The sequence below is a fragment of the Mucilaginibacter corticis genome, assembly GCF_007558865.1.
GTDB lineage: Bacteria > Bacteroidota > Bacteroidia > Sphingobacteriales > Sphingobacteriaceae > Mucilaginibacter > Mucilaginibacter corticis.
The window spans coordinates 215895-240796 of the sequence record NZ_VLPK01000001.1; the positions used below are offsets into that span (position 1 = coordinate 215895).

Below are 24902 nucleotides of genomic sequence, written 5' to 3' on the forward strand. Positions count from 1 at the left end.
TTTAACAATTATTATATGTGATGATGTAAGCTCTCTTGCAGGAACGGGTGATTTTTTGGCACCAATGATTTGAATTTGCTTAATGCTGTGAAAAACAAGAAAGTAAATAATCCGGCGAAGCCTAAAAATGTTCCTATTTCCTGTACACCAAAACCTCTGCCTTTAGGGCCTACAGTAGCAGGCATGATCATGATATAATAATCAAGCCAGTGGCCACATATTAAAATGATACAAGCTGTTTTTAGTACAGGCACTGCACGTTTTGAATCGCGGGCCATCAATACTAAGAATGGTGCTAAAAAGTTTACTACTATGTTTAACCAGAACCAAGGTTGGAACTCAGGCTCCCATCTTTTGTAGAAATAAGCTGCTTCTTCAGGTATGTTAGCGTAATAGATCAACAGGAACTGTGCAAACCACAGGTAAGTCCAGAAGATAGAGAAGCCAAACATTAACTGGCCAAGGTTGTGTAAATGATCTACAGTAACCCAGGTAAAGTATCCTTGTTTACGCAATGAAATAAGCAATAAGGTGATCACCGATAAACCGCTTACCCATAAGGCAGCAAAGTTATACCAGCCAAACATGGTTGAGAACCAGTGCGCGTCTAAAGACATGATGGTATCGAACGCGAATAAAGGAACTGTAAAACCAAATATCGCTAAGAAAGCGGCAGAGATATTAAAGCTCTTCTTGTAATTGAACATACCACCCAACTCATCCTCGTTGTTTGAGTATTTTACCAGCATTAAACCAAGTATGCTATAAGCAATCAGGTAAAATGCCATGCGGACAAAGAAGAAAGGGATATTTAAGTAACCAGATTTACCTGCAATAACTGCATTGTAAGCCTCGCTGCCTTTAGTGGTGATCTCTTTCGGAGCCCACTCTTTATAAAGCATTGTACCTTTTATAGTTTGATGGCCTTCTTCTGTAATAACTTGTTGCGGTGTAAAAATACCCAACGCTACAACCAATATTAATATGGCAGCTGCATAAGGCAATACCTTAGCAAACGCCTGGGGCACCCTTAATATTGATGCCGACCATCCTGCCTGCGCTGCATACTGCAGTGCGCAAAAGAATACACCTGCTATACACACACAAGTAAAGTAGTACCCGCATAGCAATAAGTTTGCAAATTCGCGCTCTGTGTTAAGGAAAAATCCTAACGCTATTGCTACAATACCTACAACAATAGCAACCAAGCTGTAAGTTTTTAGCTTACCGCTAAATTCAAATTGTTCGTTAAAACTATTATTAGTTTCCATTAATCTCAATTCTTATAAAGTTTGTAAATGGTGAACATACATTACTACTTTCCAACGTTCTTCTGGCGAAAGCTGTGAAGCGTAAGAACCCATAGCGTTTAAGCCGTAAGTAATTGTATGATATATCTTACCATCGGTTAAATCTTTCATTGCACCACCCCGTGATGATTGTCCTTTAGAGTATGATGGCGGCGCCGGGAAACCATGTGCTACCACTGTACCATCACCTTGCCCGGTTTTGCCATGGCATGGCGAGCAAAAGGTCATGAATAAAGCTTTACCATCTTCAATGTTTTTTGAAGTATTAAATAATATGCTTTTTACCTCAATGCTGGCCTGGTTATATCCTTCTGTAGTTTTTGGATAATCAAATCTTGTAAAACCTACAGGGGTAGTACCTGCCGGTGGTAACTGTGCTGTTTTACCATCTTTAAAATTCGGATTTTTCTGATCCGGATCAAAAGCGATCTTTTCATACATATTGGGGGCATATTCCCATCCGGTGCTTCTCTTATCATTGCATGACGTAGTAACTATCGATGCAGCAATGGTAACAACCGCAATACCCAATATTCTAAACTTATTCATAGCTAACATATTTTCTGTCGTTATGCTTAATTTCAACTGCTCCTGCTTCTTTAAGCAAGCTTGTAATGTCTTCGTGCGGGGTGTTTCCTTTAGCGTCAATAGCTATAACAAACCTGTCGTTAGTTGCCCTTAGGTCCATTACCCTTGGTGCACGGCCCGGGAAAAGATGCGTTGAGTAAAAAAATGTAAAGGCCATACCAAATGAAGCAAATAATACCGACCACTCAAATGTAACCGGGATAAAATCCGGAACAGCGAAGTGAGGTTTACCACCAATGTTCATTGGCCAGTCATGCACCAGGAAGTAGTACACCATGGTAAATATGGTTGTGCCACCCAGGCAGCCAAACATAAATGCCGCATAACCTAAACGTGAATCTTTAATACCTAATTTTGCCTCAATACCGTGTATTGGCATTGGCGTATATACATCATAAATAGGAATGCTATTTTTCTGTAGTTTGTCGATACCGTGCATCATTTCATCCGGATCGTCAAAAAGGCCTAATATATATTTGGTGCTGCTCATAGTTTATACGTTTTCATATACTGATACATCAACACTATCAAATTTCTTCAATGAGTTTTTGTAGAATTCAACCTGCTCCGGATCAAGATGTCCGTCTTTAATTTGTTCCAACTTAGCTTGCTCGCTTTGTTCTTTCAGTAGTAATTTAACCTCGGCCATTGCTATTGAAGGCAATACGCGGATAAATAATAAGAATAAAGTAAAGAATACGCCTATTGATCCGATGAATACTGAAACATCTATCCAGGTTGGGTAAAACATAGCCCAGCTTGAAGGGATATAATCGCGGTGTAATGAGGTTACGATGATCACGAAACGCTCAAACCACATACCGATGTTTACAATGATTGACAACACCCATGACATTGGGATATTGGTACGTACCTTTTTAAACCACATTACCTGGGTCATTAACACGTTACAGCCGTACATCATACATGCTGCCCACCAGTACGGACCAATAAACCTGTTTAAGAATGTATATTGCTCGTATTCGCCGCCAGAGTAGTAAGCGATAAAGAACTCAGTGATATAAGCCACACCTACTACCGAACCTGTTACAAGAATGATCTTGTTCATTGATTCGATGTGGAACATGGTGATATAGTTCTCAAGACCTAATACCTTACGGGTAACCAGCAATAGTGTTTGTACCATGGCGAAACCCGAGAAGATAGCACCCGCAACGAAGTATGGAGGGAAGATGGTAGTGTGCCATCCCGGCTCTAACGAAGTTGCAAAGTCCATGGATACAATGGTGTGTACTGAAAGTACCAGTGGAGTTGAAACACCTGCCAATATCAATGACACGGTTTCAAAACGCTGCCATGTTTTTACTGATCCTGTCCATCCGAAAGAAAGAACAGAATAGATACGACGGTATAAACCTGTTCCACGGTCGCGGATGGTAGCGATATCAGGCAATAAACCTGTATACCAGAATACCAATGATACCGAGAAATAAGTAGAGATCGCAAATACATCCCAGATAAGCGGTGAGTTAAAGTTAACCCATAATGATCCGTATTGGTTAGGTAATGGCAAGCAATATAATGCCATCCATGGACGGCCCATGTGTGATACTACGTAAGTAGCGGCGCAAATTACCGCAAAGATCGTCATCGCCTCGGCAGAGCGGTTGATTGAGTTACGCCATTTTTGACGGAATAACAATAATACCGCAGAGATAAGCGTACCGGCGTGACCGATACCTACCCACCACACGAAACCGGTGATGTCCCAGGCCCAGCCTACTGTTTTATTTAAACCCCATGATCCTATACCAAACCAAAATGTCCAGCTTACTGCAAACACCCAAAGCAAAGCGCCTAATGATGCAAAAGTAAAACCGATCCACCAGGCTTTATTAGGTTTATTTTCAACAGGGCGCAAAACGTCATCCGTAATTTGGGCATAGGTTATATCCTTACCCGTAATTAACGGTTCCCTTATTATTGATTCTTTATGAGATGCCATATTATATAGCTATTGTAAAAATTAAGCTTCTGATTCAGTTGTGTTTCTAACCTTAACCTGGTAACCAATACCCGGCTGTACGTTTAATTCTTCAAGAACGTAGTATGTTCTTTCGCTCCTTAGTGCTTTTGATACTTCAGAGTCCGGATCATTTCCGTTACCGAAAACTATCGCGTTTGCAGAACAGGTTTGTTGGCAAGCCACTTTGATATCGCCATCTTTAACAGGGCGTTTTTCAATTTTAGCCTGTAGTTTACCTGCCTGGATACGTTGGATACACATTGAGCATTTTTCCATAACACCACGGAAACGTGTAGTTACATCAGGGTTCAATACCAATTGTGTATGTTGTTCTGCCAGGTAGTTTTCAAAACGTGAATCGTTCCAGTAGTTAAACCAGTTGAAACGGCGTACTTTAAACGGACAGTTGTTAGCGCAATAACGTGTACCTACGCAACGGTTATAAGCCATGTGGTTTAAACCTTCTGACGAGTGAACGGTAGCTAATACCGGGCATACGGTTTCGCAAGGTGCGTGGTCGCAGTGCTGGCAAAGCATTGGCTGGTGCACAACAGATACATTGTTCACATTTTTCAGCTTGTCAATTTCGTGCTCTTCTGTAACGCTCTTTCCGTCTTCGTTAAAGCTGTAGTAGCGGTCAATACGGATCCAGTGCATCTCACGACGGCGGCGTACCTCGTCACGACCAACAACCGGAACGTTATTTTCGGCGTTACAAGCTACCACGCAGGCACCGCAACCGGTACAGGCGTTCAGGTCGATAGCCATAACCCAGTTGTAGGTAGGTCTATCGTAATTTTCCCATAAGCTCTTGTAATCTTTATGTTCGCCATCCTTACCGCTGTTTTTGTAAGGATTTTTCTTGTATTCAGTAAATGAAGCTTCGCGGATAACACTACGTCCCTCGTATGAGTGGTGAGTTTGTGTTTGAGCAAGGATGATCTGATCGCCTGTCGGAGAAATTTTTGCAACCGCGTTAGTTTGTACCGTACCGTTACGGAAGCTATGCAGCGGGAAAGCGTTTTTACCAATGCCTGATTCAATTACCGCGCCGCCTTTAACACGGCCGTAACCTACCGCTACTGATATGGTTCCTTCTGCCTGGCCCGGTTGTAATAACACAGGTAAAGCTATTGAAGTACCGTTAGCGTCGATAGTGATCACATCACCTTCCTGTAAATTTAATTTCTTAAGGTCGGTAAGTGACATGGCTGCAAAGTTATCCCAGGTAACTTTTGATACCGGATCAGGCAACTCTTGTAACCAAGGGTTATTTGCATGCTTACCATCGCGGATAGCTGAGCTTTGGTATAAATGTAACTCGTATGCTTTATCACCAGAGGCAACTAAAGCTGCACTTTGGGTCAAAATGGTTTGTGCAACAGCATTCAGATCACGGCTAAACGCGTATGAACCTGCCGGTTTAGCGGCTGCTTTAACAAAACCAGTTTGCAATAAAGTTTCCCAGCCTTTTTGGCCTGATAAACCACCTAATGCTAAAATATTCTTGTCCCAGTTATTTCTAACGTAGTCATAATAAGTTTTAACGGCATTGTTGCTCCATATCAATAAGCTTTCTTCTGCCTGGCGGGTATTGTAAACCGGGTTAATGGTTGGCTGTAATACGGTGTGGTAACCTGCAATAGCGCTATCATCACCCCATGACTCTAAATAATGGTGGTTAGGCGCAACAGCGGTGCTTAAAGCAGCTGTTTCGTCAAGACTTGCAGCAAAAGTTACTTTCAAAGGCACTTTAGAAAGCGCTTCTGTTATCTCTTTTGTATTATAGTAATCATAAACCGGGTTAGCGTCCAAGAATATTACTGCTGCAACCGCGCCTGATTTAGCTTCGTTGATAAACTCTGCCAGGTCAGCATCATTACCTTTGTATTGATTTGAATTGTTATCCAGGTCAATAGTAGTACCGTAGCTACCTAATGCAGCGTTGATGGCGTTAACCAGTACCTGCGTAGCAACATCGTTTGATCCGGCTACTACCAGGGCTTTACCTTTTGCTGCAACTAATTCTTTAGCGGCAAGGGTAATGGCATTATTTGTAGCGTTGTCCGCTAATTTTTTGCTTCCCGGTAAAGTAGTACCGGTAATAGCGTTGTATAAGTTAATTAAAGCAACACCTTCTTCAGAAGGTTTTAACGGATAACGGTTATCAGCGTTGGTACCTGTCAGGCTCATACCGGTTTCAAACTGGATATGTCGTGACATTTTCTTAGCCTGCAGCGATTTGTTGTTCCTGTTTGATACGTACTGGCGGGTAAACTCTTCGCCGGAGATCCAGGTACCCAGGAAATCAGCGCCGAAGCTTACAATAACGTCTGCTTTATCAAAATTGTAGTGCGGCAATACCGCTTTACCAAAGCTGTTTTGGTTAGCCTGTATAATACCTGTATAAGATACCGCATCGTACATTACGTGCTTAGCGGTTGGGTATTCGGTAATAAAATCAGCAATTACAGCTAATGTTGAAGGGCTGCTGATGGTTGAAGATACGATAGTTATTTTCTTGCCTGAATCTTTGATCTTAGCAAGCTCTAATTTAACATAATCATCAAGATCGCTCCACTCTTTTCCTTCGCCGTTTAATAATGGGGCTTGTACGCGGCTAACATCATACAGGTCTAATACTGATGATTGTGCCTGCGCGCTTAATCCGCCTTTAGCTAAAAGGTCATTCGGGTTACCTTCAACTTTAATAGGGCGGCCTTCGCGGGTTTTAACCAAAATAGCGTGGCCTTCATAAGTTGAAGAATAGTAGTTGGCTACACCCGGGGTAACCTCTTCCGGCTTAATTAAGTAAGGAATAGACTTATGTACAGGTACTTTCTGACAAGCTGCCAGGGTAACCGCGCCCACACCAAAGCCCACCGCCTTTAAAAAGTCGCGACGAGGGGTTTTTCCTAATAAACCTTCTCCGCTCAAAACGTCTTCAATAGGAATAGGCTCCCCGAATTCGTGTTTATTTTTCTCAACAAATTCTGGGGTGTTGTTTAGCTCTTCTAAACCTTTCCAGTATTTTTTATTGCTATCCATTTAAGCTATAGTATAAACTGTAATGCTAAGTTCTGTTATATTAATAATGGCATTTGCCGCACTCTATACCACCCAATTGCGCAGGTGTAACTTTCACGCCTTTTTTAATCAGGTCGTGAACCGCTATCATATTTTCGTAGTAAGCGTTGCCTTTCATATTAATGTCTGTGCGTTTGTGGCACTGTATACACCATTTCATTGTTAATGGTGAATATTGATAAACCTCTTTCATGGTCTCAACAGGGCCGTGGCATTGCTGACATTTGATACCGCCAACTTTAACGTGTTGTGAGTGATTGAAATAAGCAAAGTCAGGTAAGTTGTGGATACGGATCCATTGGATAGGCCTTGCTTTCAGGCTATCATATTTCTGAGTTGCCGGATCGTAACCCAAAGCGTCATAGATCTTGTGGATCTCAGGCGATTCGGTTTTAACAACCTTGTGGCAGTTCATACAAACGTTTAATGACGGTATTGAAGCATTCTTAGATTTGAACGCGCCCGAGTGGCAATACTGGCACTGGATCTGCATTACTCCGGCGTGCAGATCATGCGGGAATTTAATAGGCTGTACCGGCTGGTAACCCTGGTGCACGTTAGTGTTCCATAAAGCTACCCATGTCCAGCTGCCCATGGCAATGGTACCGCAGAAAATGATAAAGAATACTAATTTTTTATTTTTTAAGATCCGCTTTACCAGCGCGTATTTGTCAGCTTCAACTGCAGCACCTTCAGCAACTACAGCTTCTTCAGGCAATAATCTTTTGCTGCCTAACAAACGCTCTAAAGTTGCTGTAACCCTGTTTAATACCAGGATAATGATCAGCGCGATCACGATCACACCAATCAGCGCGTAAACAACTAAATCGCTTGGGCCTTTATCTTCAGCAACAGCACCACCTGCAGGAGCAGCTTTAGCTTTATCATCCTGGATCTTTTTCCAGTCTGCACGTACATAAGCTACGATATCTGCAACGTCCCCGTCAGATAAACTTGGGAACGATGGCATCACAGACTGACCAAAATCAGTAAATATTTTTACTGCTTTTTTGTCACCTGCTTTTACCAATGCCTGGCTATCGTGTACCCAGCTGGCTATCCATTTGTCATCAGTTTCTGATGCCAGGGTTGGGCCTAATGCCGGACCAGTCATACGTGTGTCTATCTTATGACACCCGGTACAACCGGCAGACTTGAATGTGGCTTCGCCTTTTGCAGCGTCGCCTTGCGCCTTAGCAGAAATTCCCCAAACAGTAAAACAGGCAAGCAGTAAAACTGACCTTGAGAATTGTTTAAAAATTAATGAGATGCTTCTCATAAAGTTGTATTGATGCTAAATAGTTATTTGTATAGTATTGTGAAAGATGAGTTATGGCCTCGGCTTTTCTCTAATTTTTCAGTCACAAAAGTATAATTTATTAAATAATCGCTGACAAATAAATGACAGTAAAACTAATTTATAATTATTCTAAATAAATAAGAATTGGCATTTTATTTGCAAAATTAAGCGGGTTTTTATTACTCTGATAGTCAGTTAAATATTAATATTACAGAAATGACAACCCGTATAAGGTTGTCATTTCTATTTTATCTCTATTATATAGTGTCACAATAACACTTTATGCACCACCCGATGAAGGTGGGATACCAAGGTGGCTTATTGCCCCAGCAACCAGGCAAAAATCAGCGGCGCAACAATGGTTGCATCACTCTCAACAATAAACTTTGGCGTGTGGATATCCAGCTTGCCCCAGGTTATCTTTTCGTTTGGTACGGCACCCGAATATGAGCCGTATGATGTAGTTGAATCAGATATCTGGCAGAAATAGCTCCAGAACGGAATTTCAGGCATTTCCATATCCTGGTACAGCATTGGCACTACACATATCGGGAAATCGCCGGCTATGCCCCCGCCTATCTGGAAAAAGCCAATGCCTTTGCCTGACGAGTTTTTTACATACCAGTCTGCCAGCCATGCCATATATTCGATACCGCTTTTCATGGTAACGGCTTTGATCTCGTTTTTGATCACGTACGACGCGAAGATATTACCCATGGTCGAGTCTTCCCAGCCCGGTACTACAATAGGCAGGTTCTTTTCAGCTGCGGCCAGCATCCATGAGTTTTTAGGGTCTATTTCATAATATTGTTCCAGATCGCCGCTTAACAGCATTTTGTACATGTATTCATGCGGGAAATAACGCTCGCCGCTATCGTCAGCATCTTTCCATATTTTATGGATATGCTTTTGCAGCCTGCGGAAAGCTTCTTCCTCAGGGATACAGGTATCGGTTACACGGTTGTAGTGGTTCTCTAAAAGGTCCCACTCATCCTGCGGACTCAGATCACGATAGTTTGGTACACGTTTGTAGTGTGAGTGCGCAACCAGGTTCATAATATCCTCTTCAAGGTTGGCGCCTGTACATGAAATAATAGCTATTTTATCCTGGCGGATCATCTCGGCCAATGAAATACCCAGTTCGGCGGTGCTCATGGCGCCGGCAAGTGTTACCATCATTTTTCCGCCTTCAAGCAAATGGGTTTCATAGCCTTTGGCGGCATCCATTAAAGCGGCAGCATTAAAGTGCAGGTAGTTTTTCTCAATAAACTGGGATACGGGTCCTTTAGTTGTGCTCATGTCTGTACATTTCTGATTAATGCCGCAAAAGTAGGTATTTTGATGATAACGGAATTTTAAATTTTAAATGTTAACATAGAGGTAGTGACTCAGCCCGATCCCGATAGCTATCGGGACTCCGCTGGTCGGCCCTCTCTTTCGCAAGCGAGAAAGAGGGCTTTGAATGTCTACCATCAATTAACAACCCTCTTTCCGCCAAAGGCGAAGAGAGGGTCGACGAGTGAAACGAAGTCGGGGTGAGTAAACACCACCACCATTTAACTACCAATTTTTTCGTATCTTTAAACAAATCCAAATCTCACAGGCTAATCAGCCTGCCAAAAAATGCGACTTATTTTCACATCGCAAAAAATCAAAATATTACATTCGTTCTTTGATATTTTAAATCAAATTCCTGTTTTACAGCATATTACACAAAAACATTACTACCGGCATTAACCCCGATGCCCGAAAAACAGCAATTTTTACTACCGGCAAAACGCATGATACCCGATAAATGGCAAAAATTACTACCGGTATAAGTATTGATACTTGAAAAACGCCTCTTTTTACTACCCGCAAGAGCAGTAACACCGGTGTGAAAAATTTTTATAGTCCATTAATAACTGCCCCTTTAAGTTTATCTTAGGCCCGTTAAAATACATATGAAAAAACTTTTAGTAATCCTTATCACTTCCCTAATTGCTGAAAGTTTTGTACCGGCTTTCGGGCAGCAGCTCATCCCCAAATTTATCCGTAAAATGTATTTTGAAAAGGATACCAGCAAGCGCAGCAGCTTTGTGGTTTTGCCTATCTTGTCGTCGGCGCCCGAAACGGGTGTTGAGGTTGGAGGTGCCGGGCTGTATTCTTTTTATGCCGATACCCTGCATCACGAAACCCGGGTATCTAACATTTATGCTTACGCGACAGTTACCACCAAGGGCCAAAACAGGTTGAACTTAAGTACTACCTACTGGTCGCCGCAAAATACCTATCACTATTATGCGTCAATTAGCCGGATAGATTTCCCGATAGATTTTTACGGGATCGGCAACAACACCCATAAGGCCGACGCGGATAACCTGGGCCAGAAACGTTACCGCTTAACCCTTGAGGCGCAAAAACTGATTGCCAATAACATATATTTTGGTTTTGTGGGCGGCGGTTATAAATATGATTTTAAAAGCGCAGACCCGACAGGGATTTTTGACACCAGCCCGCTGGTTCAGGATCGTACCGGCGGCAGCTTTGTGTACGTGGGCCCAAGTTTTATTTACGATACACGTAACAACAACACCTACACCACCAAAGGCATGGTTGTTAACGCCTACTACAATATCATGCAGGGCGTTTTTGGCAACAACATCTATCAGGGCGGATTCTTTAACATAGAATATTCGCAATTTTTCCTGCTGGCAAAGAAACTGGTTCTGGGGCTTGATGTGCAGGAACAAAGCCTGACCGGCGGCCGCTCGCCGTTTTATTTATTGCCACAGATGGGCAGCGACGAAATGATGCGCGGCTATTACGAAGGCCGTTACCGCGACCGTAACTACCTTGCCGGACAAGCTGAACTGAGATATCGCCTGAGCGAACGTTTTGGGGTGGTTGGCTTTGCAGGTACGGGCGAAGTGTTCCACTCGGCATTTACCTTCCAGGCCTTAAAACCTGATTTGGGTGGCGGCCTGCGCTACTTCTTTGACGTTGAAAAAGGCCTTAGCCTACGCGCCGATTACGGCATCGGCCAAAAACCAACCGGCGAAAAACGCGAAAGCGGCTTTTATATCGGGTTGGGGCAGGCGTTCTAAATTCCTTAGTTGTTATTTCGATACGAGCCCGCCTGCCGGTGGGCAGGGAACGAGTGAGAAATCTATACACGTGCATGTAGCCAACCTGTCTTGCATAGATCTCTCCCGTTGTTCGAGATGACACGTAGGGATTATCTGCACATCCGCACATTTGCATACCTGCAAATCCACTCGTCAAAACCTGATCACAAAATCCTCTTTAACCTGTCCTTTTCTAAAGTACACCAACCCTATCCAAAACAAGTCGACAGTTACAGTTACCTGCGGATGCGCTTTAATCTCCGCCCAGGCTTCTTTCATACCTTCGCTCCAGTATATATCATCAAATATCAGCAGTGTATGTTCATGTACCTTTGGCAGGCACCATTCAAAATATTTAAGGGTAGCGTCTTTTTGATGATTGCCGTCTATAAACACAAAATCCAGTTTATCCAGTCCGTCAATTACGCCGGGTAGCGTATCATCAAAGTTGCCGGTTATCAGTTCAATGTTATTAAGCGCCGCTTTTTTAAAGCTTTCCTTAGCTATTTTGGCCGTTTCGGGGCAGCCCTCAAGCGTGTAAACTTTAGCAGAAGGCGCGGCTTGTTGCAGGTAAATAGAGGTTGTGCCCAAACAAGTGCCCAGTTCAATAATATTGGCAGGTTGCAAGTCGGCCACCAAGCGGTACAGCAGTTGCGCCAGCCGCGGCGGTTTCAAGGCGTTTTTAGCAATATCGGCTATCCGTTTTTGTTTGTTATTGTTTACATGCGATCCGGCCCCAAGATCTGTTATGGTGATCATTCTATCGTCATTTAACAAACCGTTACGGATGTTTTCAACCGTCTGGTATACTTTTTGGGCATCGAAATCGTAAATAACTTTATCAACCAGGCGATATACAAATGGCGAATGCAGGCCGTGCCTGCTTTTGGCTTTTAGGCGGTATAACAGGTAATCTTTAGCAAACCTTATATTAAACATGGTTGTAAAATTATATAAACCTTTGTATTTTAGCAGTACATAATGATAAATCTGACTGAAGTTAACTCATTGATACGCCTGCTGGATGATCCCGATCCGGAAATATACAGCCATGTTCACGAAAAATTATTGTCGTACGGCATAGAGGCTATAGAGCATCTCGAGTCGGCTTTTGAACAGGCTTTTGACGCCATTCAGCAGGAACGCATAGCCAACCTGGTGCATGAGATCCAGTTTGGTACTGTAAAAAATGACCTTAAGCTTTGGTACCAGGGAGGTGCTTTTGACTTGTTACAAGGCATCCTGATCATCAACCGTTACCAATACCCTGACCTTGACGAGCAAAAGATAATTAACCAGATAGAAGCCATTAAACGCGATATCTGGATCCAGATGATGAACGAGGCCAGCCCGGTTGAACAGATTAAGCTGATCAACCATGTTTTTTATCATATGTATGGCTTTAGCGGTAATACCGCCAATCACCAGGATCCGCAAAACAGCTACCTGAGCCAGGTAATGGAAACAAAAAAAGGTAACCAGATCTTGCTGGCCATTATTTATTCTGTAATTGCGCAAAAGCTGGATATCCCGGTGCACGGCGTAAACCTACCGCAGCATTTTATATTGGCCTATCTTGACGAAAGTAAAGAAAGCGAATTTGAAAGTGGTATACTATTCTACATAAATGCCTTTAACAAGGGCCTTATTTTTGGCCGCCGCGATGTGGATATGTTTTTAAAACAGCTTAACCTCAGCTTCGATAAGCAGTTTTATGAGCCCTGTTCAAACACAGACATCATCAGGCGCGTATTGCGCAACCTCATCAGTTCGTATGAGCATTTAGGCTCGTCAGAAAAAGTTGATGAATTGAATGAACTGTTGCGGATATTAGCATAAAGCAAATGTTGCCTGAGAGGCCGGGTAAAGGTTTCTCATCTTATTATTCATCCCTTTGTTTATTGGTTTCGTCCCATTTGTTTTACCCGTTTGCGGGCATGCAATTATATTGCGCTATATTTAGTCAATATAATTTATGGAAACACCGCAGGCCACATCCATTATCAATAAGATCGAGGTTATTTTAGTAAGCCTGTTTTTGGCCATTTCAGTATTTGATCTACTAAAATACGTTGCCGAATATGACCCAAATACAATGCCGGCCTATGACTTTATCAATAGCGGGCTTACTTATTCGCCCATTAGCAATTACCTCGTACCATCATTATGCCGCTTCCTGGTTCTTTATTTCAGCTACCTGTTGCTGCACTTTGTTATCATTAAAAACATTGCCAACCGGGTACAAATCACCTTAAATATTGTACTTGTATTTTTATTGTTTGTTATTGCAGCTACAGCTTATGGTGTTACCGAAACCTGGTTAAAAGCTTACCTTTTTAATAATATTAATAACCCTACTGATGATCACCAGGCTGTTTATATTAACCTGTTTGCCAAAAACTTTATAAATATCCTACCTTATTTTGCCCTATACTGCGCCTATTGTTCTGTAAAATACAACCCTGACATACTGCTTAAAAACATTGTCGGCCTTGATGTACAACCTGTAAAAGCACTGGCGCTTCGCGATTGCTTTGTGATCTGCATAACCTGGTTTATTGTATTTTCTATTTTATATATCGGGCAATTTTCAAACCCGGTCATGCTATGCTGGAAATATGTAGCATCGGTAAGTATTATGCTTTACGCGTTTTCATCATTAGTACTTATCCCCTCTTTAAAAGCCGATGGTAAAAAAATTCGGCATTATTTTATTGGGATGGGATTGGCTACAGCAATTATAATACTTCTATTGGTTTGGCTATTCCGTTATGTATTCCAAACACCACATTACATTCAATTTATTATACCAATAAATGCAGTTATACAGTTAGGTTTAGTAGCACCGGCTGCCTGGTATATTTATGAAAACCGGCAAAAAAGCACCGCCGAACTGACAGGTTTAAAAACCGCGCTGGGCCAATCATCAGCCAATCTTGATTTCTTGCGGTCGCAAATTAACCCGCACTTTTTATTTAATGCTTTAAATACACTTTACGGTACCGCACTGCAGGAAAACGCCGGCCGTACCGGTGAGGGTATTCAAAAATTGGGCGACATGATGCGCTTTATGCTACAGGAAAACCAGCGGGATAAAATATCGCTTACACGCGAGGTGGAATACCTTAAAAACTATATAGACCTGCAGCAATTACGTGTGCAAACATCGCCGGATATTTTAATAGAGACCATCATTGCCGAACAGTTAAATTACCTGCAGATTGCCCCTATGCTGCTTATCCCTTTTGTTGAGAATGCGTTTAAACATGGCATCAGCTTACAGGAACCGTCGCATATCAAGATCAGCCTGCATACGGATGAAACACAATTATTTTTTGACGTGCATAACAGCAAACATCAAAAAAAGAACAATGACCCAGAGCGCGATAACAACGGTATAGGGTTAGAAAACGTAGCGCAACGGCTGGAGTTAGTTTATCCCGGGAATCATGACCTGGTCATCCATGAAAGCGCCCGGGAATTTTTTATTCATTTAGTTATCAACCTCACAGCGTAAATCACTATTATTGAATATTGATCCTGAACTTTTAAAACCAAATTAAATGTTAACCGCTATAGCTATTGATGATGAACCCCTGGCTTTAGAAGTGGTACGGTCGCATGCCGGTAAGGTACCTTACCTTAACCTGCAAGCCTGTTTCACTAATGCTTTCGAGGCTATTATACACCTGCAGCAACAACCGGTCGACCTGCTTTTCCTGGATATTAAAATGCCCGATATTACCGGTATTGAATTATTTAACAGCCTTGGTAAGAAACCAATGGTAATATTTACTACAGCATATTCTGAACACGCTGTTGAGAGTTTTGAACTGGACGCGGTTGATTACCTGTTGAAACCCTTTTCGTTCGCGCGATTTTTAAAAGCCTGCAATAAAGCTAACGAGATCCATACGCTTAGAAATAACCATTCCGAAAAAAAAGACTACCTGTTCCTGAGAACAGGCTACGAGCAGGTAAAGGTTAATTTTGCCGACATCTGTTATCTTGAAGCTACGGGCAATTATGTAACCTTTGTTCTGGCTGATAAAACCATCCTGTCTCGCATGACAATAACCGAGGTTGAAAATATCCTGCCGGCAGATAAATTTATTCGCGTACACCGTTCATTTATAGCGGCGGTAGCTAAAATTGATAAGATTGAAAGGCACCAATTACTGGTGGGCGGGGCAATACTTCCGGTAGGCAGCACTTATTATCAAAATTTAAATTTGGCTTATAAATCCGTTTCTTAGTTTGATAATTTTATGTCATACTTATGCAAAATAATATTCTGCATGCATAATAAATTTGGTTTTCGGTTGTTAAACATGCTGTAAATTAGGTAAATTGCACTCCCTGAATTATTATAATACACAAAGCAATGACTGATACTCTGGACATCAAAATCACCAAAACAAGCAAATCGCGTTTAGCAGAAACGGATTTTAGCAACCTGGTTTTTGGACGCACTTTTTCTGACCACATGCTGGTTGCTGATTACAGCGACGGCGAATGGAAAAACTTTGAAATTGTTCCTTATGGAGAAATTACGGTCAGCCCCGGTATATCTGCTTTACACTACGGCCAATCATTTTTTGAAGGGATAAAAGCTTACAAACATGCCGACGGAAAAGTTTCCATTTTTCGCCCGGACAAGAATGCGCAACGTTTTAACAAATCGGCAGAGCGCCTGTGTATGCCTACCATTCCTGAAGATGTTTTCTTGCAAAGCTTAGCCGCTATTGTTGACGTTGACCGCGACTGGATCCCAGGCGCGCCGGGACACTCTTTATACATCAGGCCGTTTATGTTCGCTACCGACCAATACCTGGGCGTAGCGCCGTCAAAAACTTATAAATATATAGTTTTACTTTGCCCTGTTGGCCCGTATTTCACTAAACCGTTGCGCGTTAAGATCGAAACGCACTACACCCGTTCGGCCGAAGGTGGTATGGGTTTTGCCAAATCATCAGGCAACTACGGCGGTTCAATGTTTCCGGCTAAAAAAGCAACCGAAGAAGGTTTTGACCAGTTGATATGGACCGATGCCAAAGAGCATAAATACATTGAAGAAATGGGTGCCGCTAACGCGATGTTTGTGATTGACGGAACCGTAGTTACACCACCGGCACTGGATACTATACTTGATGGTGTTACCCGAGACACTGTTATCCAACTGGCGCATGATTTTGGTGTACCGGTTGAAGAACGTAAAGTTTCTGTTGACGAACTGATAGAGACAGCCAGAAACGGTAAATTGAACGACGCTTTTGGTGCGGGTACTGCAGCGACCATTGCCCCGGTAGGTTCGATCTTTGCTAATGGTGAAGAATACTTTTTGACTGCCCCGGAGAATCGCGAGTTCTCACAAAAAGTACTGAAAACCCTTGATGCGATCCGCTACGGCAACGCTCCGGATACACACGGGTGGAATTATTTGGTTAGTTAATTAGAGGTTAGTTAATTAGGGCTTAGGCCAAATAGCTTGAAAAAGACAAAAGCCCTTGCAGATTTTGCAAGGGCTTTTTATGTGCTGATTAATCGAACCTAATCTCTAATTAACTAACCTCTAATCACTAAACTCAATCCACACTCACCGTCAATCCTTCTTGTTGCAAAATTTTGCGGTACACTTCAACCTCGGTGAATGAGCCTTCCAATATGGCGCATTTACCTTCGTTATGTACTTTCCAGGCTATGCGTTCGGCCTGGCTTTCGGTATAGTCAAGGTATTTGATCATGCAGTTAATAACATGGTCGAAGGTGTTATGATCATCGTTCCATAAAATAAGACGATGTAACTCTTTAAATCCCGCCAGTAACTCCTCAAGCGTAAAGGTTTGTTCTTGTGTTTCTGTAGTTGACATGTGTTGATACAAAATTACTTAAAAACAATAATAAATACCTTAAAATGTTGTTTAAGTTTTGTTTAACATCTACCCTATCTTGATCATGAAAATACAATACCCCTATTATGCTGTTGTTGCAGCTATGCAATTATTTTGTTTAAATATATGCAACGCGCAAACATTAAATTTAAAGCCTGCCCCGGCAAAGGTAACCATTGACGGCAGCGCTGCCGAGTGGGGCGACAGCCTCAACTATTTTAACAGCCAAACTCAGCTTAATTATACTTTGGCAAATGACAAAGACAACCTGTACCTGGTTTTAAAAACATCCGACCTGAGAGAGCAGGCCAATATATTATCATGGGGCGTTACTTTGGGTATTGATACCAAGGGACGTAAAAAGTCGTCGTACAGTGTAACGTTCCCTTTCCAGGAAGCAGACAGCCCGGAGTCGCTTGGAGACAACACCGACAAAGAAAAGAAATACGAAGCAAGTCTCACTAAACTTAAAAGAATAAAAGCCGATGGCTTTAAGGATGTAGAGAACGATGTATTTTCACTGCAAAATACTTATGGTTTCAGGGTGGCTATTGATTATGACACCCATGGCGAATTAGTTTATGAAGAAGTGATCCCGCTTTCGTTATTCCACGCCGACGAATTGAAGAAAAACGAGTGGGCGTTCAATATCAAAATAAACGGCCCGCAGCCTATCGCAAAAAAAGAAGGCGAAGGAGATGACGCTCAACAAGGCATGGGTGGCAGAGGCGGCGGCCATAGAGGTGGTGGCGGAGGCGGCGGTGGCCGTGGTGGTGCAGGCGGAGGCGGATTTGGCGGTGGCAGTCGTGGTGGTCACGGTAACCAGGGCAGCGGCGATCAGGGATCAGGCGGCGCGCCAAAATCTGTTGATTTCTGGAGTAAGTTTACCCTGGCAAATACTCAATAAGCGTTTCTATCAGAAAGTATTCTTCCACATCATGCTCTCAACAGGGCGTGTGGTTTTGTTATTGTATTTGGCGTTGTCTTTAGTGTTATACATTGTTTCAACATCCCCTTCAACTACAAAATATATCAATTGGCCAATAGGCATCCCGGCGTAGATCCTAACCGGTTGCGCGCATGATATTTCCAGTGTCCAGGTGTTACAAAACCCTACGTCGCCTTTACCGGCTGTGGCATGTATATCAATACCTAACCTGCCGGTGCTTGATTTTCCTTCCAGAAAAGGGACATGTTTGTGGGTTTCGGTATATTCAACAGTAACGCCTAAATAAAGCGTATTGGGCTGCAATACAAAACCCTCTTTCGGGATCTCAAAATTATCGATCTCGTTATGAGCTTTGGCGTCAAGCACCCTGTCGCGATAGGTGGCCAGGTATTTACCCAGGTGTACGTCGTATGAATTTGTGCCCAGGCATTCCGGTCTGAAAGGCTCAATTATAATGTGGCCTTTATCAATTTCTTCAAGAATGCGCTTATCAGACAGTATCATAAAACAAGAATGGTAATTTGGCTAAAATTAGAATTATTTGCTCTAAGTTTGCGTACTATTTGCAATTTACTTTTATGGCTATAGCTTACAGGCAACGGGTTGATGATGACACAGAATTTGCGCTCTGGAAAATTGAGGAGCAGGCAGAAGACCTGTATAACCAGCTGCAATTAAATGACGAGGAGAAAGCTTTTGTTGAAAAGATAAGTAACGGCAAGCGCCATTTACACTGGCTGGGTACCCGCGTGTTGCTGCGCAAAATGCTGCGCACAGACGAATATATTGATTGCCAGGTTGACATACATGGCAAACCTTACCTGGTATCCCTGCCCTACCATATCTCGTTAAGCCACTCGTTTGATTATGCGGCTGTGATGATCAGCAAAAAATGCCCGGTTGGCATTGATATTGAACAAATAAAAGAAAAGGTTGAACGGATAGCTGAAAGGTTTTTACTACCCGAAGAATTGTCTTTTATACAGGAAGATAATAAGATATCGCAATTATATACTTGCTGGTGTGCCAAAGAAGCTGTTTATAAATGCCATGGGCAAAAAGAGGTGTCGTTTATTGATGATATTTTAATTAAGCCATTCACCTATGTCGGCGAGGGTCAGGTTAATGCCATTTTAACCAAGGGCGATATCAAAATTGACTACACCGTAGGATATTTGCAATACGAAGACTACATGATTGGCTACGTAAAGGGATAAGATGAAGAATAATAAAGTTATTGTGCAGGATTGGGGCCTGATCGATTATAAAGAGGCCTGGGCAAAACAGGAAGAACTGTTTAAGAGTACCGTGGCTTTAAAAATGGAGATCCGTAACCGCCAGCTGGCAGTTGCAGGCGATAGCCCGACTGATGAGATAACTACACCCAATTATCTTGTTTTTTGCCAGCACCCGCATGTTTATACTTTGGGCAACAGTGGCAAGCCCGAACATTTGTTACTGGACGAAAAGGGGCTTGAAGAAAAAGACGCCACCTATTACCACATTAACCGCGGTGGCGATATTACCTACCATGGCCCCGGTCAAATTGTAGCTTACCCGATACTTGACCTCGACAATTTCTTTACAGACATACATCTGTACTTACGCATGTTAGAGGAAGCTATTATCCTTACCCTGGCAGAGTTTGGCATTACTGCAGGCCGTTATCCCGGCTATACCGGCGTGTGGCTTGATGCTGATAACAACCGCGCACGTAAGATCAGCGCTATGGGTGTGCGCTGTAGCAGGTGGGTTACCATGCACGGCCTGTCATTTAATGTAAATAATGACCTGTCTTACTTTAAAAATATTATTCCCTGCGGCATTGAAGACAAGGCCGTAACATCCATGCAGCAAGAGCTGGGTAAAGAAATAGACGTTAAAAAAGTTCAAAAAATCCTTCAACACCATATTTCCGTATTATTCAATATGGATATGGTATCATGAGTGATTTTTTTTCTGCATTGCTGATCTTGTCAGCTTTATCGGGTTGTGCTAAAAAAGTCCCTGTTCAATCAGCTGGTAATAAAACAGGTGTTGTTGCTAAACCAGACTCGCTCAAATATCTTGCCCTTGGCGATTCTTATACTATCGGGCAATCAGTCCCGTTAAACCAGTCATTTCCGTACCAGTTAACCGCACAATTAAATGCCACGTTAAAGGTGGGTGCACCAACTATAATTGCCACCACCGGCTGGACCACCAATGACCTGATAAAAGGCATTAATAACAGCGGCTTGGTCTCACAAACCTATGATCTTGTTACTCTACTGATAGGGGTTAATGACCAGTTTCGGGGCGTCGACCAAAGTGTTTACAGATCAAACTTCATCGCGTTGCTAAATATCGCCATAAGATTTGCAGGCGGTAATAAGGATAAAGTGTTTATTATTTCTATACCTGATTACAGCGTTACGCCCTTTGCAGGTTACAATAGTGCCGGCCAGCTATCGCAGATCGTTAAAGAGATAGACGAGTTTAACGCGATCAACAAAACGGAAAGCAGCAACGAAAATGTGAATTACCTGGACATTACCGATATATCTCGCCGGGCAGCGTCTGACGGCAGTTTACTTGCTCCAGATGGGTTGCACCCATCCGCCAAAATGTACGGATTGTGGATAGAACGGCTATTGCCTTTGGTTAAAGCCAAATTACATGCAAAATAACTTAATAAAAACTTTTTTATCTTAGACAGATGTCGTAAATTTGATGACAGATGTCAAAGTAAAAAGTTATGAGTAAAGAAAAAAAATACATATTCCCCGAAGAGGATAGCTTTGATCTGACCAACATGGTTAGAGAAGGTGTGCCATTTCCTTACTTTACCAAACTATCAAATCACATTCATTTTGATCTTGAAGATTGGTCGTCATACCTGCATCTTTCTGAGCGTACCATACAACGCTACAAAAAAGAGAACAAATCTTTTGATCCCCTCTACTCTGAAAGGATCTTGCAAATTGAGCTGCTTTATAAAAAAGGCATTGCTGTTTTTGGCATAGCCGATAACTTTTATACCTGGATGGATACCGTAAGCCTGCCATTAGGTAATGTAAAGCCTAAAAATCTGTTAGATACCTCATTTGGCATTAACTCAATTTATGATGAGTTGGGCCGCATTGAACACGGCATACTGGCATGATTGTTTACCGGCTTAGCAGGCAGGCTTTTATTAATGATATATCAGGGTACGGTGCTGAAAAAACCGGCGGCCGCTGGAATAGCAAAGGCGTTGCTGTTTTATACACGGCCGCGTCGCGCGCTTTAGCTGTAGTTGAGATAGCCGTTCACGTGCCCATAGGTATCATCCCTATAAACTATTTCATGGCAACCATTAACGTGCCTGAAAACGACATTAAAAAAGTTGATGTCGACGATCTGCCCGCAAACTGGAACACCAATCCTTTTGTGAAAGAGACACAGGCAATCGGTAATGATTTTATCCGCAAAAACGAGCACTTGGTATTACAGGTTCCTTCTGCAACCGTGGCAGGTGATCATAACTATTTGGTTAACCCCCGGCATCTTGAATTCAAGAAAGTAAAGATCAAGAGCATTGATCCGTTTGTGTTTGATGTAAGGCTGTTTAAGAAATAGCCCTCTCAAATTAACACTCGGGCAAGCTTAGCGGAATATTGATAGCCAGGCCGCCATCTGCTGTTTCTTTATATTTTGAGTTCATGTCCTGGGCTGTTTGCCACATGGTTTTTACCACTGCGTCTAAACTTACTTTAGCGTTATCCGGGTTGGTTTGTAGTGCCAGTTGTGATGCTGTGATGGCTTTAATGGCGCCCATAGTATTACGCTCGATACATGGCACCTGTACCAGGCCGCCTATCGGATCGCAGGTTAAGCCCAGGTGATGCTCCATAGCGATCTCTGCCGCCATCATTACCTGACGCTGCGAACCGCCCAAGCACTCTGTAAGAGCGGCTGCAGCCATTGCTGACGACACGCCTATTTCTGCCTGGCAACCACCCATTGCTGCTGATATGGTTGCTCCCTTCTTAAAAATACAGCCTATCTCTGACGCGGTCAATAAAAACTGGATGATCTGCTTATCAGTATAGCCATCGCAAAAAACAATATAATATTGCAGTACGGCGGGTATAACACCGGCAGCTCCGTTTGTTGGCGCAGTAACCACCCGACCAAACGACGCATTCTCTTCGTTAACAGCTAACGCGAAGCAGCTTACCCAATCTAAAATATTTTGGAAACTGCTGCCCGTTTTACGGATGGCGGTAACCCACTCATCAAAATTACTATATGTATTATTGCCTGCAAGTCGTTTATTAAGTTTTGCCGCGCGGCGCTCAACATTTAAGCCGCCGGGTAACTTACCCCGCGCATGGCTGCCGCGGTACATACACTCGGCCATGGTATTAAAAATATTCAGCACCCCGGTGCGGGTTTCCAGTTCGGGGCGCCAGGCCAGTTCGTTCTCTGTTACTACCTCCGATATTTTGAGCCCGGTTTTCCTGCACCAATGCAGCAGGTCGCCGGCAGTATCTATCGGGAAAGGAAGATCAACCTCGGCCTTGTGCTGGCTCTGTTCGCCCTCTTTTACTACAAATCCACCGCCAATAGAGTAATAGGTTTCTGATATAGCTTTACCTGTATTTAAAAATACCTGAAAAGTTACGGCGTTAGGATGGTAAGGCAGGCTTTCATTAAACAGGAACAGCAGGTCTTCATCTACTGTAAAATTTATTTCATGCTTGCCACCCAAAACCAGTTTATGACCGGTTCTGATCTGATCTATTTTAGGCCCTACCTGATCTACCGCAAAGGTTACGGGGTCGTCACCGCTTAAGCCAAGCAACACTGCAATATCGGTACCATGCCCCCTGCCTGTTTTAGCAAGTGATCCGTATAGTAATATTTTTACACCTGTCACCTCGTTAAGCGAGGCGCGTTCTTCAATAACCTGTACAAATTGCTGGGCGGCACGCCACGGGCCAAGCGTGTGTGAGCTTGACGGGCCAATGCCTATTTTAAACATGTCAAATACGGAGAGTTGTTCGCGTTGCATCAGCCAAATTTACTTATTACAGCCCGTTTCAGCAGCATAAATAAGTATAAAATGAGATTTTTAATTTCGCTTTTTATTAGTATGTTGCATTAATTATCATAAACCTTATAAAACAAAAAACATGAATTATTATTTAGCAGTTCTTAAAAATTACGCGCAGTTTACAGGCCGTGCAAGGCGCAGCGAATATTGGTATTTTGCACTGTTCAGCCTAATTATTTCAATTATTCTTATGGTTATTGGAAAGGCTATTGGCTTTATGGGCTTGTATAATATTTACTCGTTAGCCGTATTAATCCCTTCCATTGCGGTGGGTGTAAGGCGGATGCACGATGTAAACAAAAGCGGCTGGTTTATTTTAATACCTATTTATAACCTTATTCTGGCTTGTACAGACGGCACCCCGGGTGATAATAATTACGGACCAGATCCTAAAGGTAGAGAAGGCTTTGGCGCTGCCGATTATGAGAAGCCATTTGATATTGACCCTGCTAATTAATGTTATTAAATATGATATTTTGCAGCTATTTGAGTGTTATCAAATGGCTGCAAAATAACTTAATACCCTGTCCTTTTAAAAAACTGACAGGCATAGATTGCCCGGGCTGCGGGTTTCAACGTTCGCTGATATTTTTATTACAGGGCAATTTAAAACAAAGTGTTTATATGTACCCGGCGGCTATCCCAATTATAATTACTGTAATTATTGCATTAACTGCAAAAATCGCACCCGCCACAAAACAATCGCCTTTGTTCTTTCGCTATGCATATACGTTTACCGGGGTGCTAATAACTGCTTCTTATTTATTCAAAATAATAAACCGCTATTAGTTAAATAGTATCGATGCCGTTATTGGCAATAAGCGAATTATAATCGTTTAGGACGATCTCTAAAAATTGGTATTCATTTATTTCTTCAGGATAATTAACATTCAGGTATTTTTTTATGCGCAATGCCAGACGGTAAACCAAATTACTGTTACGGGTCATCCTAAAGTTTCTGATCACGTCATGTATCAGTGTAACATCCCTATCTGTCAATTGTACTACTTCTTTATATGTGGGTTTATAGCCTTCTTCAGGGCTGTGAAATACCAGGTCGCTAAACCTGTTTAACGGTGCTGTTTTAATAACCGTTGTACCGGCTACCATATCGCCAATGCGTTGTTTTTTATCAGAAAATGTCACCGTTACAACAGCGGCTGCCCCCATAGTAAGTCCAAAATCTATTATCCTGAAAAACCAACGCAGTAAATACTGGCCAATGCCCGGCCTGGTGCCGTTAAGGCTTATTACCTTTATTTTAACAAACCGTTTACCCAAACTTTGCCCGTTAAGAAACACCTCTGTTAAAAGATCATACAAAACACAAAACCCCAGCCATATACCAATCATTATTACAAATTTGGTAGGCCTCACCGGTCCGCGAGAATTAAGTTGGTCTGAATATACCCCTACTAAAGCGGCTGTCATAACCCCGTATACCGATAAAAAAATGGCATAGTCAATAAATCTTGCAGCAATTCTTTCACTTAAGCTGGCCACAGCATATTCAATATCAATATTTTGTGTGGTTGTTATTTTTACAATTTGCATGTGCAAAAAATATATTTAGTTAATAGAAGTACTTCTGCTTTAAAGATCA

25 protein-coding genes are annotated in these 24902 nt (G+C 42.4%); 13 read left to right on the plus strand and 12 right to left on the minus strand.

Features of this window, described 5'->3' with window-relative positions; all coding sequences use genetic code 11:
- Nucleotides 1-11: 11 nt before the first annotated feature.
- From FO440_RS00955 to FO440_RS00985, 7 genes are all read right to left on the minus strand, one after another.
- The gene (locus FO440_RS00955; protein WP_144246357.1) at nt 12-1271 is read right to left on the minus strand and encodes a quinol:cytochrome C oxidoreductase; all 1260 of its coding nucleotides are present in this window, start codon (nt 1269-1271) and stop codon (nt 12-14) included.
- Between the two features lie 12 nt (nt 1272-1283).
- Nucleotides 1284-1868 (minus strand): c-type cytochrome, encoded by a 585-nt coding sequence (locus FO440_RS00960; protein ID WP_144246358.1) that lies wholly within the window; start codon nt 1866-1868, stop codon nt 1284-1286.
- Nucleotides 1852-2388 carry a DUF3341 domain-containing protein gene (locus tag FO440_RS00965; RefSeq protein WP_144246359.1) on the minus strand — a complete coding sequence of 179 codons (537 nt, stop codon included), beginning with the start codon at nt 2386-2388 and terminating at the stop codon, nt 1852-1854. The genes FO440_RS00960 and FO440_RS00965 overlap by 17 nt, the downstream gene beginning before the upstream one ends.
- A 3-nt stretch (nt 2389-2391) precedes the next feature.
- Nucleotides 2392-3864, minus strand: coding sequence for an NrfD/PsrC family molybdoenzyme membrane anchor subunit (gene nrfD / locus FO440_RS00970; protein WP_144246360.1), 1473 nt, complete (start codon nt 3862-3864; stop codon nt 2392-2394).
- A 21-nt stretch (nt 3865-3885) separates the two neighbouring features.
- A complete protein-coding gene (locus FO440_RS00975; protein WP_144246361.1) occupies nt 3886-6933 on the minus strand; it encodes a TAT-variant-translocated molybdopterin oxidoreductase in 3048 nt (1015 codons plus the stop codon).
- Between the two features lie 40 nt (nt 6934-6973).
- On the minus strand, nt 6974-8251 hold the full coding sequence (locus tag FO440_RS00980) for a cytochrome c3 family protein (protein WP_144246362.1): 1278 nt from the start codon (nt 8249-8251) through the stop codon (nt 6974-6976).
- Between the two features lie 339 nt (nt 8252-8590).
- Nucleotides 8591-9571 (minus strand): deoxyhypusine synthase family protein, encoded by a 981-nt coding sequence (locus tag FO440_RS00985; RefSeq protein ID WP_144246363.1) that lies wholly within the window; start codon nt 9569-9571, stop codon nt 8591-8593.
- Nucleotides 9572-10215: 644 nt separating this feature from the next.
- On the opposite strand from FO440_RS00985, the gene FO440_RS00990 reads away from it, so the two are divergent.
- Nucleotides 10216-11358 carry a BamA/TamA family outer membrane protein gene (locus FO440_RS00990; protein ID WP_144246364.1) on the plus strand — a complete coding sequence of 381 codons (1143 nt, stop codon included), beginning with the start codon at nt 10216-10218 and terminating at the stop codon, nt 11356-11358.
- 174 nt (nt 11359-11532) lie between these two features.
- Here FO440_RS00990 and FO440_RS00995 read toward each other — a convergent pair whose 3' ends face one another.
- On the minus strand, nt 11533-12318 hold the full coding sequence (locus tag FO440_RS00995; protein ID WP_144246365.1) for an O-methyltransferase: 786 nt from the start codon (nt 12316-12318) through the stop codon (nt 11533-11535).
- Between the two features lie 42 nt (nt 12319-12360).
- On the opposite strand from FO440_RS00995, the gene FO440_RS01000 reads away from it, so the two are divergent.
- The 4 genes from FO440_RS01000 to FO440_RS01015 all read left to right on the plus strand — a co-directional run bounded on the left by FO440_RS01000 (nt 12361) and on the right by FO440_RS01015 (nt 16831).
- The gene (locus FO440_RS01000) at nt 12361-13218 is read left to right on the plus strand and encodes a transglutaminase-like domain-containing protein (RefSeq protein ID WP_144246366.1); all 858 of its coding nucleotides are present in this window, start codon (nt 12361-12363) and stop codon (nt 13216-13218) included.
- Nucleotides 13219-13354: 136 nt separating this feature from the next.
- Nucleotides 13355-14896: a sensor histidine kinase gene (locus FO440_RS24665; protein WP_222103915.1), complete on the plus strand. Its 1542-nt coding sequence runs from the start codon at nt 13355-13357 to the stop codon at nt 14894-14896.
- Nucleotides 14897-14942: 46 nt separating this feature from the next.
- Entirely contained in the window at nt 14943-15635 is a 693-nt protein-coding gene (locus tag FO440_RS01010; RefSeq protein WP_144246367.1) for a LytR/AlgR family response regulator transcription factor, read from the plus strand.
- A gap of 128 nt (nt 15636-15763) precedes the next feature.
- The gene (locus tag FO440_RS01015; protein WP_144246368.1) at nt 15764-16831 is read left to right on the plus strand and encodes a branched-chain amino acid aminotransferase; all 1068 of its coding nucleotides are present in this window, start codon (nt 15764-15766) and stop codon (nt 16829-16831) included.
- Between the two features lie 133 nt (nt 16832-16964).
- Here the strand turns inward: FO440_RS01015 and FO440_RS01020 are convergent, their stop codons facing one another.
- A complete protein-coding gene (locus tag FO440_RS01020; RefSeq protein ID WP_144246369.1) occupies nt 16965-17249 on the minus strand; it encodes an ATP-dependent Clp protease adaptor ClpS in 285 nt (94 codons plus the stop codon).
- An 85-nt stretch (nt 17250-17334) separates the two neighbouring features.
- Between FO440_RS01020 and FO440_RS01025 the strand changes: the two genes are divergently transcribed.
- Nucleotides 17335-18177 carry a hypothetical protein gene (locus FO440_RS01025; RefSeq protein WP_144246370.1) on the plus strand — a complete coding sequence of 281 codons (843 nt, stop codon included), beginning with the start codon at nt 17335-17337 and terminating at the stop codon, nt 18175-18177.
- Nucleotides 18178-18186: 9 nt separating this feature from the next.
- Here the strand turns inward: FO440_RS01025 and dcd are convergent, their stop codons facing one another.
- Complete coding sequence (gene dcd / locus FO440_RS01030; protein WP_144246371.1) at nt 18187-18723, minus strand: dCTP deaminase; 537 nt, start codon at nt 18721-18723, stop codon at nt 18187-18189.
- A gap of 74 nt (nt 18724-18797) precedes the next feature.
- On the opposite strand from dcd, the gene FO440_RS01035 reads away from it, so the two are divergent.
- From FO440_RS01035 to FO440_RS01055, 5 genes are all read left to right on the plus strand, one after another.
- Nucleotides 18798-19436, plus strand: coding sequence for a 4'-phosphopantetheinyl transferase family protein (locus FO440_RS01035; RefSeq protein ID WP_144246372.1), 639 nt, complete (start codon nt 18798-18800; stop codon nt 19434-19436).
- Between the two features lies 1 nt (nt 19437).
- Nucleotides 19438-20166, plus strand: a complete 729-nt coding sequence (lipB, locus tag FO440_RS01040) for a lipoyl(octanoyl) transferase LipB (protein ID WP_144246373.1) — start codon at nt 19438-19440, stop codon at nt 20164-20166.
- Nucleotides 20163-20888 (plus strand): SGNH/GDSL hydrolase family protein, encoded by a 726-nt coding sequence (locus FO440_RS01045; protein ID WP_144246374.1) that lies wholly within the window; start codon nt 20163-20165, stop codon nt 20886-20888. Before lipB ends, FO440_RS01045 begins: the two co-directional genes overlap by 4 nt.
- Before the next feature lie 68 nt (nt 20889-20956).
- Nucleotides 20957-21364: a type II RES/Xre toxin-antitoxin system antitoxin gene (gene parS, locus FO440_RS01050; RefSeq protein ID WP_144246375.1), complete on the plus strand. Its 408-nt coding sequence runs from the start codon at nt 20957-20959 to the stop codon at nt 21362-21364.
- A complete protein-coding gene (locus tag FO440_RS01055; RefSeq protein ID WP_144246376.1) occupies nt 21361-21819 on the plus strand; it encodes an RES family NAD+ phosphorylase in 459 nt (152 codons plus the stop codon). Before parS ends, FO440_RS01055 begins: the two co-directional genes overlap by 4 nt.
- 10 nt (nt 21820-21829) lie before the next feature.
- Here the strand turns inward: FO440_RS01055 and FO440_RS01060 are convergent, their stop codons facing one another.
- The gene (locus tag FO440_RS01060; protein ID WP_144246377.1) at nt 21830-23257 is read right to left on the minus strand and encodes an L-serine ammonia-lyase; all 1428 of its coding nucleotides are present in this window, start codon (nt 23255-23257) and stop codon (nt 21830-21832) included.
- Nucleotides 23258-23378: 121 nt separating this feature from the next.
- Between FO440_RS01060 and FO440_RS01065 the strand changes: the two genes are divergently transcribed.
- Together FO440_RS01065 and FO440_RS25065 are read left to right on the plus strand one after the other, a co-directional pair.
- Nucleotides 23379-23756 carry a DUF805 domain-containing protein gene (locus FO440_RS01065; RefSeq protein ID WP_144246378.1) on the plus strand — a complete coding sequence of 126 codons (378 nt, stop codon included), beginning with the start codon at nt 23379-23381 and terminating at the stop codon, nt 23754-23756.
- A gap of 11 nt (nt 23757-23767) precedes the next feature.
- The gene (locus tag FO440_RS25065; protein ID WP_186292540.1) at nt 23768-24088 is read left to right on the plus strand and encodes a DUF2752 domain-containing protein; all 321 of its coding nucleotides are present in this window, start codon (nt 23768-23770) and stop codon (nt 24086-24088) included.
- Here the strand turns inward: FO440_RS25065 and FO440_RS01075 are convergent, their stop codons facing one another.
- Nucleotides 24089-24853, minus strand: coding sequence for an RDD family protein (locus FO440_RS01075; RefSeq protein ID WP_144246380.1), 765 nt, complete (start codon nt 24851-24853; stop codon nt 24089-24091).
- Between the last annotated feature and the right edge of the window lie 49 nt (nt 24854-24902).